Origin of the sequence: Pseudomonas sp. MYb541 (genome assembly GCF_037479595.1) — a bacterium.
GTDB lineage: Bacteria > Pseudomonadota > Gammaproteobacteria > Pseudomonadales > Pseudomonadaceae > Aquipseudomonas > Aquipseudomonas canadensis.
The window spans coordinates 1-12,673 of record NZ_JBBGYS010000077.1; the positions used below are offsets into that span (position 1 = coordinate 1).

Sequence of the window (12,673 nt, forward strand, 5' to 3'; positions counted from 1 at the left end):
GAGGGGTGTTTCTTAACCGCCGAGGTATGCCTCGCGCACCTTCGGATCGGTCAGCAACTGCTCGCCAGTGCCTTGCATCACCACCCGGCCATTTTCCAGCACATAGGCACGGTCAGCGATTTTTAGCGCCTGGTTGGCGTTCTGTTCCACCAGGAACACCGTCACACCGTCCTTGCGCAGCTGTTCGATGATGTCGAAGATCTGCTGGATGATGATCGGTGCCAGGCCCAGTGAAGGTTCATCCAGCAGCAATAGCTTGGGTTTGCTCATCAGCGCCCGGCCGATGGCGAGCATTTGCTGCTCGCCGCCGGACATGGTGCCGCCGCGCTGGCTGAAGCGCTCCTTGAGCCGAGGGAACAGGTGCAGCACCTTGTCCATCTGCTCCTGGTAATCGCCCTTGTCGGTGAAGAACCCACCCATGGCCAGGTTCTCCTCCACCGTCAGGCGTGAGAACACACGACGGCCTTCCGGCACCACCGCGATGCTCTTGCGCATGATGTGTGAGGATTGCTGGCCCACCAGTTCTTCACCCATGTAGCGGATGCTGCCGCTGTGGGCCTGGGGCGAACCGCAGAGGGTCATCAACAGGGTCGATTTGCCGGCACCGTTGGCGCCGATCAGCGTGACGATCTCACCCTGGCGCACTTCGACGTTGACGCTGTGCAGGGCCTGGATCTTGCCGTAAAAAGTGGAAACGTTTTCGAATTGCAGCATTTTACGCTTCCCCCAAATAGGCTTTGATCACTTCAGGATTGTCGCGGATCTGCTCCGGCGTCCCGTTGGCCAACGGCGTGCCCTGGTTGATCACCACGATGTGGTCGGAAATGCTCATGACCAGTTTCATGTCGTGTTCGATCAACAGCACGGTGGCGTTGTTTTCTTCACGCAACACGCTGATCAGCGCCTTGAGGTCTTCGGTTTCCTTGGGGTTCAGGCCGGCGGCTGGTTCGTCGAGCATGAGGATCCGCGGACGGGTCATCATGCAGCGGGCGATTTCCAGGCGACGTTGCTGACCGTAGGCCAAGGTGCCGGCCGGGCGGTTGGCAAACTCGGTCAGGTTGACCTTGTCCAGCCAGTACTCGGCGTACTCCATGGCCTCGCGCTCGCTCTTGCGGAACGCCGGGGTCTTGAACAGGCCTGCGAAGAAGTTGGTGTTCAGGTGACGGTGTTGGGCGATCAGCAGGTTCTCGACCGCCGTCATGTCCTTGAACAACCGTACGTTCTGGAAGGTCCGCACCACGCCCTTGCGGGCGATTTCGTGACCGGCCAGGCCCTGGATCGGCTGGCCGTCCAGCAGGATGCTGCCACCGCTCGGCTTGTAGAAACCGGTGAGGCAGTTGAACACCGTGGTCTTGCCGGCGCCGTTCGGGCCGATCAGTGCCACAACCTGTTTTTCTTTCACGGTCAGGGCCACGCCGTTGACCGCCAGCAAGCCGCCGAAGCGCATGCTCAGATTTTCGACTTTCAGGATCTCGCGGCTCATTTGCGCAGCTCCATGTGTGGACGTTGCATGGGCAGCAGGCCTTGAGGACGCCAGATCATCATCAGCACCATCATGGCGCCGAACATCAACATGCGGTATTCGCTGAACTCACGCATCAATTCCGGCAGCAGGATCATCACGATTGCTGCCAGGATCACGCCCAATTGCGAGCCCATGCCACCCAGTACCACGATGGCGAGGATAATCGCCGACTCGATGAAGGTGAACGACTCCGGCGTTACCAGGCCTTGGCGAGCGGCGAAGAAACTGCCGGCGAAACCGGCAAAGGTTGCCCCGAGGGTGAAGGCCGAAAGCTTGATGACTGTCGGGTTCATGCCGAGTGCACGGCAGGCGATTTCATCTTCACGCAGCGCTTCCCATGCACGGCCGATCGGCATGCGCAGCAGGCGGTTGATAACGAACAGGGCAGCCAGTGCCAGCAGCAGTGCCACCAGGTACAGGAACACCACTTTGCTCACCGGGTTGTAGTCGATCCCGAAGTACTCGTGGAAGGTCTGCATGCCTTCTGCGGCGCTACGGTCGAACGTCAGCCCGAAGAACGTCGGCTTGGGGATGCTGCTGATACCGTTGGGGCCGCCGGTGATATCCGTGAGGTTACGCAGGAACAGTCGGATGATTTCACCGAAGCCCAGGGTCACGATCGCCAGGTAGTCACCGCGCAGGCGCAGTACCGGGAAGCCCAGCAGGAAGCCGAACGTAGCCGCCGCCATGCCCGCCAAGGGCAGGCAGATCCAGAAGCCCCAGCCCAGATAGTGCGAGAGCAGCGCGTAGGTGTAGGCACCTACGGCGTAGAAACCCACGTAACCCAGGTCGAGCAAGCCGGCCAGGCCGACCACGATGTTAAGGCCGAGGCCCAGCAACACGTAGATCAGGATCAGGGTGGCAATATCGACCGCGCCGCGCGAGCCGAAGAACGGCCAGATCAACGCGGCCACGATCAGGCCGATGATGATGTAGCGCTGGGTACGCGGCAGGGTCAGGAATTGGCTGACCTTAGGCGATACCAGTGGGCCACGGTTGCCCTTGAACAAGGCACCGACCTGCTGGGTGAACAGCACGCGCAGGAACATCAGCACCGAGCACAGGGCGATGATGGTCAGGGTCACGGGACCGGTGCCATGCACTTCCAGGTTGATGCCGACAATGCTCAGCTTGAGGCCGAGTACGGGGAACGCAACCGCCCAAACCAACAGCGCGCTGAAGAACGCCGATTTAAGATATCTGCTCATACTTTCTCAACCTCCGGACGGCCCAGGATGCCGGTCGGACGGAACAACAGCACCAGAACCAACAGGCCGAACGCCACGACGTCCTTGTACTGGTCGCCGAAGATATCGGCGCCAAAGGCTTCGGCCACACCCAGCACCAGGCCACCGAGCATCGCGCCCGGGATACTGCCGATGCCGCCCAAAACCGCCGCAGTAAAGGCCTTGAGGCCTACCAGGAAACCGGCGTTGGGGTTGATCACGCCGTACTGCATGCTCAGCAGCACCGCCGCAACGGCTGCCAATGCGGCGCCGATCACGAAGGTCAGGGCGATAATGTTGTTGGTGTTGATGCCCAGCAGGTTGGCCATCTTGATGTCTTCGGCACAAGCCCGGCAGGCGCGCCCCAGACGGGAGCGGGAGATGAACAGGGTGAGGCCGAGCATCGCCACCAGGGTGACGACAAAGACCAGGATCTGCATGTACGAAATCAGCACTTCTTGTGCGCCACCTGGGCCGAAGGAGATGCTCCCCGGGATCAGGTTGGGAATGGACTTGTCCTTGGAGTCCTGGGACAGCAATACGGTGTTCTGCAGGAAAATCGACATGCCGATGGCGGAAATCAGCGGGATCAAACGGTTGCTGCCACGCAAGGGACGATACGCAACGCGCTCGATACTGTAGCCATAGGCACTGGTCACGACGATCGACGCCAGGAACGCGGCGGTCATCAACAGCGGCAGGGAGTGGATACCCATCATGGCCAACCCGGCAAGGGCGATAAAGGCCACGTAGGAACCAATCATGTACACCTCGCCATGGGCGAAGTTGATCATTCCAATGATGCCGTAAACCATTGTGTAGCCAATGGCTATCAAGGCATAGGTGCTGCCAATGGTCAGGCCATTAACCAGCTGTTGGAAAAAATGATAGATCTCAGGCATTACAGCGCTCCTAAAAACCCGATACGCATTTCACTGGTGGAGTCATTTCCGGCCTGTGCCCTGTTCTGTGACCAGGTTGCACAAAGCGTTTGCCAGCGAACCGCTGGTGACGGTTTTAAGATTTTCAGGTGAGCCAGCGCCCGGATCGCGGGTGACAGGCCCATAAACCTCGTAAAACAAAGCCCACTGCTCTCACAGTGGGCTTGTTGGACCAGTAACGCCCGGCTTACTGAGGGGAAACTTCGGTTTTTGGTTTACCGAAGTGCCATTCGTAGACCACGAATTTGAAGTCCTTCAGGTCGCCCTTGGCGTCGAAGCTCAGGTCGCCGGTAGGGGTCTTGAAGGTGCCCGCGTGGATAGCCGCAGCCACTTTGGCGGTGTCTTCGCTCTTCGCTGCGGCGATACCGCCAGCGATCACTTCAACTGCCGAGTAAGCCGGGAACACGAACGGGCCGCTTGGGTCTTTCTTGTCTGCTACGAGAGCATCAACGATGGCTTTGTTTGCTGGGTCTGCGTCGAAGGATTTCGGCAGGGTCACCAGCAGGCCTTCGGAAGCGTTCTGGGCGATCTGCGAAATGGAGTCGTTGCCGACGCCTTCCGGGCCCATAAACTTGGCGTTCAGGCCTTTTTCTTTCGACTGACGCAGGATCAGGCCCAGCTCTGGGTGGTAGCCACCGTAGTAGACGAAGTCGACGTTGTTTTGCTTGAGTTTCTGGATGATCGAGGAGAAGTCCTTGTCACCAGCGTTCAGGCCTTCGAAGACGGCTACTTTCACGCCTTTCTTTTCAAGAGTCTGTTTAACGGCGGTGGCGATGCCTTCACCGTACTGCTGTTTGTCGTGCAGTACGGCAACGACTTTAGGCTTGACGTGGTCGGCGATGTAGTTGCCGGCCGCTGGGCCTTGAGCGCTGTCCAGACCGATGGTACGGAAGACCAGCTTGTAGCCACGCGCGGTGATTTCCGGGCTGGTGGCCGCTGGGGTGATCATGATCACGCCTTCGTCTTCGTAGATGTCGGTAGCGGGTTGAGTGGAGCTGGAGCAGAGGTGACCGACCACGAACTTGACGCCGTCGTTGACCACTTTGTTGGCGACGGCAACGGCTTGTTTAGGATCGCAAGCGTCGTCGTATTCCTTGGCCTCAAGCATCTTGCCGTCGACGCCGCCCTTGGCGTTGATGTCTTTGATGGCTTGCTTGGCACCCATGAATTGCATGTCGCCGTATTGCGTCACTGGACCGGTTTTAGGACCTGCGATACCGATCTTGATGGTGTCGGCTGCGAACGAATGGCCGGCAACCCCAGCCAGGACCATAGCGGCAAACAGTTTGGAAATCTGCTTAGTAGCCTTATTCATAGTGCTCCACTCTTACTGTTGTATTTTTTATAGTTCTAGCGGCCTTGTGAGCTGCAGAACCGGATCAGATATCTCGGATATCCCCCCGGCAGTGCCCTGGCAACTGTACCGGTACAGTGTAGAGCGCCGGTTGATCGCTTGAAAAGCTGGCTGCTGGGGGCAAAACCCGGGTATGTCGCTTAAATGAAAGAAAAAGACAGAATGGCGGCGGAGTGATGCCAGAGTTTCGGGCAATCCTTGGCTTTCCTGACACTTTCTCTCGGTAACTCATTTGCAACTGGGTTTTTCTACAAGAGCCACGACGTTATGATTGCGCCGTTTTTTACTCAGGTGAATTCCCATGACGCAAGAACCTAGCACCCTCTATGCCAAGCTGCTCGGTGAAACCGCCGAAATATCCTGGAAGGAGATTGAGCCGTTCTTTGCCAAGGGTGCCCTATTGTGGGTCGACGCCGGCCTGGATTTGATCGAAGCCGCCGAGGGAATGGCCGAGGACAGCCGTGACAAAGTCGCTGCCTGGCTGGCCGCGGGCAGCCTTGGCGAAGTGTCTGCGACGCGGGCATTGGACCTGGTGGCGCGTGATCCGAGCCTGTGGGCGGTAGTGGTCTCGCCGTGGATTCTGATCCAGGAAAGGGCAGAGTAAGAATAGCGCGCACAAAAAAGGTGCGTGCTTTTTGCTGTGGCAAGTGTGTAGCGGAGTAACTGCTGACGCCGTGATGGCATGTTGCCGTGGAGAAAGGTCACAGGTGAGGGTGACGTGCACGTCATGGGAACAGTTTGGCGTGGCGCGGAATGCCTGTTGAATTGTTTCCGCGTGTGGCAAAGCCCAAGAATCTTATTGACTGATATACCGCTATCGCAGGCAAGCCAGCTCCCACATTTGAAATGCATTACAAGTGTGGGAGCTGGCTTGCCTGCGATGGGGTCAACGCGGTTTATGCCGTCTTGCCAGTATGGTTATTCAACGAAATAACCTTGGTCTTGCCAATCCGGTGACGGTAAATCTCACGCAAATACTTGATCGCCTTCTTCACGCAATCCCGTGACAGGCGAATGTCATTGATCGACACGAACTTGTCTTTGTCGTTGATCAGCTCCCGGTACTTCTTCTCATACATCGGCTTGATCGCGTACCAGTTGGTGTCGAGGATCTTCGCCGGGTTTTCGAACTCGTTGAGCAGTTCGTCGATACGGTCTTCGTCGAAGTCCTCGTGGATGATGAAGTCCAGGATCGAGTTGTCCAGCGTGTCATCGAAGCGGTACGGGTTGCGCGCAAAGCAGCGCTTGATGAAGGCGACGATCAGCGTGAGGAAATCATCCGACAGGCACGGGCTCTTGGCGATCAAGGTGGTCAGCGACAAGTTGGCCGATGCGCCAATCACCAAGGCATAGCGCTTGAGGGTGGTGTTGGGGAACAGGCTGTTGAGGTGGGTCTTGAGCCGGTTCAGGTCCATGTAGGACAGCTTGTAGTCCTTGGGTAACGAAACAATCGACACCACCGACGAGCAGTTCTTGAAGAAGTGCAGGTCGTGCAATGCGGCCGCGTCGTAGCCCGAATTCTTGTACTGCTCCAGCGACGCCTTGTAGCGCTTGGACTCGATCGGCAGCAGGCTGATGCCTTCGATGGCCTGGGTGACCTTGTTGAAGTGCGGCAGGTCGATGGAGCGGAAGAACAGGTCGTCGATGTTCAGGCGTTGCGGTTCTTTCTCGAACACCTTGAACTTGTCACTCGACGGCGCCGGGGTTTCCGGGACGACGGACTCGGCATAGGCAATTGCCACAGGGCCGGCCAGGCTCATGAACAGGTCGTTGGCATCCAGGCGAATGGTTTCACCAATGTCGATCCCGGCGCGACGGAAGTAGTTCTGGTCGTAGTCGGTGGTCACGGCCTGGGCCGTGAGGATGTTGAAGATCTGCTGGGAAATGTACTGGTTGGCGTGTTTTTCCATGGCATTGACGTCAATGTTCTGGATATTGCCGTCATCGCTTTCTTCGGCATAACGCATGATGTCGTTGGAGATCAACATCATTGCGTTCCACGGCCGGATACGCCCCTTCACGCTGGCTTCGCTGCTGTCTTCATTGGCGAAGTTGTACGAGAAGTCCCATTCTTCCGACAGGTATTTGCACAGCAGGCGCCCGGCGTTGATGTGCAGCGCCTCGGACATTTCGCTGCGGTGGTCGGAGATGTTCGGCAGCACGCAAATACCGCTGGTGAAGATCGGTTCGAACACAAAGGCATGGCCGCTTTTGCTGTCGTGCTCGTCGGCGGGCTTGGTGTCGAACGTCTTGTTCATGTACGAGTGCTGCTGGGCCAGGCCGAACTCCGAGGCCATGCCTGAGCCGGTGCCGCCACCGGCGCTGAAGATCGAGAAGTACAGGCGCGACTGGTTGGCCTTGATGCCGCAGGAGTCGATGAGGTACGAGTGGATCATCTTCCAGTCAGGGCTGGAAAAACGCTGGGTGTCTTTATTGAGAATGATCTTGGCCAGGTACTGACCGAGGATCGGCGCGTTACCGGCGCCACCGGCATGGACTTCCGACAGGTCCATGATTTTCATCTTGCTGTAGTCGCGCAGGAAGCCGCTTTTTTCGCCCTTGCGCGAGAAACGGATGCGCCCGGCGATGTCCTTGTCCAGGTCGCCGAGCATCACCAGTGGTTCCACCAGGAACACCGGCTTGGTGGCCTTGCCGCCGCCCAGGCGCAGGTTGTTGCGGATCCACTGGGCCGGGCTGTAGCCCTTGTCCTGCGATTTATCTTCGTTGCTGAATTCGTTCAGGTAGAACTTGCGTGCGTTGTAAACCAGCTCCGCGACGTCGAGTGCGATGTTCGAACCACAACGGCCCAGGCCGATCAGGCACACCGAGGGAAATTCCTGCTCGTTGCGCGGATCGTTGTCGCCTTCCAAGTGGGGCGGGCGCGGGAACACCATGTCGCGCAGACCGTCGAGGTTGTCGAGGATGCGGTCGGTATTGGTTTCGGTGAAGTAAAGGTATTGCTGGGTGGCCAGCGGGCGGGCGGTGCTCAATGACTTTGAACCTGAGGGCTTGTCCGCAGGAGCTGGGAGCAACACGTCAGATACCACGGTGGCAGAGTTATTTTTAGAAGTCATTGTGCGCCATGTGCCTGGGCGGATGGCTGGAAAGTATCAAATAGCCATCACGGAATGAGAGTTCGCGACTTTACAGTGCGTCCTTGTCCTCGGCGAGTGGGCTAAACCCTAGTGTTTTCAGGGAAAACCTGGCCGGACTCTGATGAATCGGCCGTTCGTCGGCGTTCTTTAGGCAGATGATGGCGAAATGCCAAAGATTCGGCGTCAGCGAATTGGCCTGACGATGGACGTGGAGTTGCCACGGTTTGGGGAGGCGTCTTGCGGCGAACCGCCGTCCTTGGTGCCAGCCCCTCTAGGCGGGGGGAGTGGGTTGCGCTGGTTGATGCCCTGCATCACGCCGATGATGTCACTGGCCGGCACCGCCGGACTAAGCAGATAACCCTGCACGAAATCGCAGCCATGCTTGTGCAGCAGCTCGAGTTGGGCCTGGGTTTCCACGCCCTCGGTCACCACCTGCAAGTGCAGGGTGTGGGCCATGCCAATCACCGCCTGGACGATCTCGATATCGGCGGTGGACTTGGGAATATCCTGGATAAACGAGCGGTCGATCTTCAGCGTGTTGAGTGGCAAGCGCTTGAGGTAAGCAAGGGACGAGTAGCCGGTGCCGAAGTCGTCGATGGCCAACGACACGCCCAGCGCGCGGATCTGCCGCAGCAACGCCAAGGTGCTGCTGATATTGCCCATCAGGGCGTTTTCGGTGACTTCCAGCTCCAGGCGGTTGGCGCCGATCCCGCTGAAGCGCAACGCGTCTTCGATTTCATCCGCCAGCTCATCACGGGCCAGGTTCAGGGCCGAGCAGTTCACCGCCATGGTCAGGTCGGTATAACCCCGTTCAGACAGCAGGCTCAGGTCGTGACAGGCTTGGCGCAGTACCCAGTGGTCCAGTTCGGCAATCAGGCCGTTGCTTTCGGCGATGCCGATAAAGCGGTCCGGGGCCAGTAAGCCATGCTGTGGATGTTGCCAGCGCACCAAGGCTTCCAACCGCGTGACCTTGCCCAGTTTCATGTCGAAGATCGGTTGATAGAACAGCACCAGTTGGTTACGGGTGCGCAGGGCGCCGCGCAGTTCTTCTTCCAGTTGCAGTTCGAGGAAGGCGCGGGTTTTCAGGTTGGAGCTGAAGAAGTTCAGGCTGTTGCGCCCGGCATCCTTGGACTGATACAGCGCCAGGTCGGCGGTTTTCAACAACTCTTCGCAAGTCAGGCCGTCGTCGGGGAATAGGCTGATGCCGATGCTGGTGGTCATCACCATGCGCCGGCCGGCCAGTTCGATGGGCTCTTTCATCTGTTGCATGATGCGCTGGGCCAGGTGCCGGGCTTCGTCGCGGTGGTGGATGCTGATCAGGATGCAGAACTCATCGCCGCCAAACCGCGCGACCACATCGGCGTGGCTGCGCACCGAGCTCTTGATGTGTCCGGCCAGCACGGTGAGCAATTGGTCGCCGGCGTCATGCCCGAGGCTGTCGTTGATGCGTTTGAAGTGGTCGATATCGAGGAAAATCACCGCCATCATGCCGTGGGAGGCGGTTTTTTCGGCGAGCTTTTCCGCAAAGATCTGGTTGAAACCCCGGCGGTTGAGCAGGCTGGTCAAGGCGTCGTAGTGGGCCACCTGTTGCAGTGAAGCGCGGGCCTGGTCCAGTTCACTGAGCAAGGCGTTGACCCGGCGCAGGTCACGTTCCTTGTGCTGCAGCTTCTTGTCGGCCAGGGCGGCGCTGATGCTGCTACCGATCACCAGCAGGGTGATGACGGCGACCGACAGGCCCAGTTGAATCGGGTTGTTGTCCAGCGGCAGCGACAGGTCCGCCCCGGTCGGCACCATCAGGCGCATGGCGGCCATGCCGGTGAAGTGCATGCTGAGAATGCCGGCGCCGAGCACCAGGCTGGCGGCATATTTAAGCAACTGGTGGAACACTCCGGCACCGTTGCGCAGGTAACTCGACAGCAGCAAGGCTGCCAGGCTGGCGCCGATGGCAATGCCGATCGAGGCCAAGAATAGCCGCGTGTCGAAATACACCTGGGCCTGGGAACGCATGGCCGACATGCCGACGTAATGCATCAGGGCGATGCCGATGCCCATCCAGACCGACGCCAGTAAGTACTGGTGGAAGCGCAGGTTGGAGTGACTGAGGGTTTGCATGGCGATCAACGACGCGATCAGCGCGATCAGCAAGGAGGCGAACGTCATGAACAGTTCGTAATAGATCGCAATCGGGGCCTGGAAGGCCAACATGCTGATGAAGTGGGTGGACCAGATGCCGCCTGCCAGGCAACCGGCGCCGAGCCAGCGCCAGTTGCGCCGCGCGGTAGGGTCTTCGACGTGGCCGACGCGTTCGGCCATGTCCAGCGTGCCGAAACCCGCCGCGCACGCGACCAGATAGGCGAGCAGTACCAGGAAGGGGTTATGACTGCAATTGAGTAATAAGTGCCCGCTCTCTGGAAGCTCGGTAAAAAAATGCAGACCCAGCCATTCCATAGCATGTCCCGTCATAGAGTCACGTCACTGCCTACGGCGATGACCTATGGGGACGAGTGTAGACGTGTAGGAGAATTCGCCAAGGAGTAATGGCACTTTGCTTGTCTACGATTTTGTCATGCCACCCATAGCGTTTGATGCTAAGCGCTGATGGGCAGGTCCAGTTCGAACGGTGCTTCCAGCGGCGCCAGGCCAAACGCGGCGCGGGCTGCATCGCAATCGGCGTTGTGCACGCCCTCATACCAGGAGGACTCGAACTCGCGGCACACACTGGAGCGTTGCTCGTAAATCGTGCATCGGGTGCCTTGGCCTACGTCGCCTTCAAGGCTGCAGCAGCGCGCCGGTTTCTGGTCGGTGCCGATCATCGCCACGCGGGTGGGGTTGATCTGTACCACCAGGTCATCGGGCACCGTGCCCCCCGACGAGGCGCACTCTCCCCAGAAGAAAGACACACGGAAGTGTGAACAGCAGGCACCGCAATTCAGACACGGACTGGCTTCGGACATGGGCGTCATCGATAAGAAAAGTAGGAGTGGGGTGTTACGGAAGGCTCGCCATTCTATCCGGGCCATGGCCGTTGGGAAGGGGGGCAAGAACTTATATTTTTGTAGGCGAAGTCCCGTGCTGCCGGGCGAAATCATGCCCTATCAGCTTTACGAATCATTACAGACAACCGGGTGCCGTCTGACTATGTTGCAGGTACCGGGCAGGATGCATCGGGCATCGCAGCTCTCATAACAATAAAAGAGACGGACCCATGCAGAACTCGACCCAAGCGGCGAATGCCTGGCGCATTCTGTTCCTGCTGTTCCTGGCCAACCTGTTCAACTTCTTCGATCGCACGATTCCGGCGATCATCATCGAGCCAATCCGCATGGAATGGCACCTGAGCGACTTCCAGCTCGGCATCATCGGTACCGCCTTCACCATCGTCTACGCCATTGCCGGCTTGCCCCTCGGGCGCCTGGCCGATACCGGCTCGCGCAGTAAACTGATGGGCTGGGGCCTGTTTGCCTGGAGCGGGCTGACGGCGGTTAACGGCATGGTCGGCAGTTTCTGGACGTTTTTGCTGGTGCGCATGGGCATTGGCATTGGCGAAGCCAGTTATGCGCCGGCGGCCAACTCGCTGATTGGCGACCTGTTCCCGGCGCACCGTCGCGCGCGGGCCATGGGCATTTTCATGCTGGGCCTGCCGTTGGGGCTGTTGCTGGCGTTCTTCACCATCGGCTGGATGGTCAAGGCGTTCGACAGCTGGCGCGCGCCGTTCTTTATCGCGGCGGTACCGGGGATGATCCTGGCGGTGTTCATGTTCTATATCAAGGAGCCCAAGCGCGGCGCCGCCGAAACCGTGCAAGTCTCCCAGGAGCGCGTCGACCGCCCGATCCGCCGCGTACTGGCGGTGCCGACCTTCCTGTGGCTGGTGCTGGCCGGGTTGTGCTTCAACTTTGCGACCTATGCCTGCAACTCGTTCCTGGTGCCGATGCTGCAGCGTTACTTCCTGATGCCGTTGCAGGAAGCCGCCGTTGCCACGGGTGTGATCGTCGGTCTGACCGGCCTGGTGGGCCTGACCCTCGGCGGCTGGGTCGCTGACAAGATCCACCAGCGTGTTGCCAATGGTCGCCTGTTGTTCGCCGCGTTCAGCCTGATCATCTCAACCGTGACCACCGCTTGGGCGTTGCACGCCGGGCGCATCGAGATTGGCGTGTTCGTGGCGCTGTTCAGCGTGGGTTGGTTGTTTGCCTATAACTTCTACACCTGCGTTTACACGGCGATTCAGGACGTGGTCGAGCCACGCCTGCGGGCCACGGCCATGGCGCTGTTTTTTGCCGGGCTGTATTTGCTGGGCGGTGGGATGGGGCCGATCGTGGTGGGCGGGCTTTCCGATCATTTCGCCCACTCGGCGATGTATGCGGCGGGGGCGGAGCAGATGACCGAAGCTTATAAAGCGGTGGGGTTGCATGACGCCATGTACCTGATTCCGGTGGCGCTGTTCTTGACCATGCTGTTTCTGTTCCAGGCGTCGCGCAGCTTTGTGCGCGATGCCAAGAAGATGAAGGAGGGGTTGAGCGGGGTGGAGGTGCCAG

At 59.0% G+C, this 12,673-nt stretch carries 10 protein-coding genes; 2 read left to right on the top strand and 8 right to left on the bottom strand.

All coding sequences use genetic code 11. The annotated features are described in order from the left end of the window. Positions 1-12: 12 nt before the first annotated feature. The 5 genes from WH299_RS29335 to WH299_RS29355 form a co-directional block, all read right to left on the bottom strand. Positions 13-714, bottom strand: a complete 702-nt coding sequence (locus tag WH299_RS29335; protein ID WP_017844798.1) for an ABC transporter ATP-binding protein — start codon at positions 712-714, stop codon at positions 13-15. A 1-nt stretch (position 715) separates the two neighbouring features. Beyond that, a complete protein-coding gene (gene livG / locus WH299_RS29340) occupies positions 716-1,483 on the bottom strand; it encodes a high-affinity branched-chain amino acid ABC transporter ATP-binding protein LivG (RefSeq protein WP_010212365.1) in 768 nt (255 codons plus the stop codon). After that, positions 1,480-2,733, bottom strand: coding sequence for a high-affinity branched-chain amino acid ABC transporter permease LivM (locus WH299_RS29345; RefSeq protein ID WP_028619256.1), 1,254 nt, complete (start codon positions 2,731-2,733; stop codon positions 1,480-1,482). Before WH299_RS29345 ends, livG begins: the two co-directional genes overlap by 4 nt. Next, a complete protein-coding gene (gene livH, locus WH299_RS29350) occupies positions 2,730-3,653 on the bottom strand; it encodes a high-affinity branched-chain amino acid ABC transporter permease LivH (RefSeq protein WP_028619257.1) in 924 nt (307 codons plus the stop codon). Before livH ends, WH299_RS29345 begins: the two co-directional genes overlap by 4 nt. A gap of 226 nt (positions 3,654-3,879) precedes the next feature. Further along, the gene (locus tag WH299_RS29355; protein WP_122724731.1) at positions 3,880-5,007 is read right to left on the bottom strand and encodes a branched-chain amino acid ABC transporter substrate-binding protein; all 1,128 of its coding nucleotides are present in this window, start codon (positions 5,005-5,007) and stop codon (positions 3,880-3,882) included. A gap of 340 nt (positions 5,008-5,347) precedes the next feature. Here WH299_RS29355 and WH299_RS29360 point away from each other — a divergent pair, with 340 nt between their 5' ends. Beyond that, positions 5,348-5,650, top strand: a complete 303-nt coding sequence (locus WH299_RS29360; protein ID WP_339551993.1) for a DUF2288 domain-containing protein — start codon at positions 5,348-5,350, stop codon at positions 5,648-5,650. Between the two features lie 292 nt (positions 5,651-5,942). Here the strand turns inward: WH299_RS29360 and WH299_RS29365 are convergent, their stop codons facing one another. The 3 genes from WH299_RS29365 to WH299_RS29375 all read right to left on the bottom strand — a co-directional run bounded on the left by WH299_RS29365 (position 5,943) and on the right by WH299_RS29375 (position 11,095). Then, the gene (locus WH299_RS29365) at positions 5,943-8,120 is read right to left on the bottom strand and encodes a hypothetical protein (protein ID WP_068935521.1); all 2,178 of its coding nucleotides are present in this window, start codon (positions 8,118-8,120) and stop codon (positions 5,943-5,945) included. Positions 8,121-8,324: 204 nt separating this feature from the next. Next, positions 8,325-10,589, bottom strand: a complete 2,265-nt coding sequence (locus tag WH299_RS29370; RefSeq protein WP_339551994.1) for a putative bifunctional diguanylate cyclase/phosphodiesterase — start codon at positions 10,587-10,589, stop codon at positions 8,325-8,327. Between the two features lie 140 nt (positions 10,590-10,729). Continuing rightward, positions 10,730-11,095, bottom strand: coding sequence for a YkgJ family cysteine cluster protein (locus WH299_RS29375; protein ID WP_122724737.1), 366 nt, complete (start codon positions 11,093-11,095; stop codon positions 10,730-10,732). 251 nt (positions 11,096-11,346) lie between these two features. On the opposite strand from WH299_RS29375, the gene WH299_RS29380 reads away from it, so the two are divergent. Beyond that, positions 11,347-12,673, top strand: a 1,327-nt coding sequence (locus WH299_RS29380) for a spinster family MFS transporter (RefSeq protein WP_339551995.1), incomplete at its 3' end; no start/stop codon positions are given.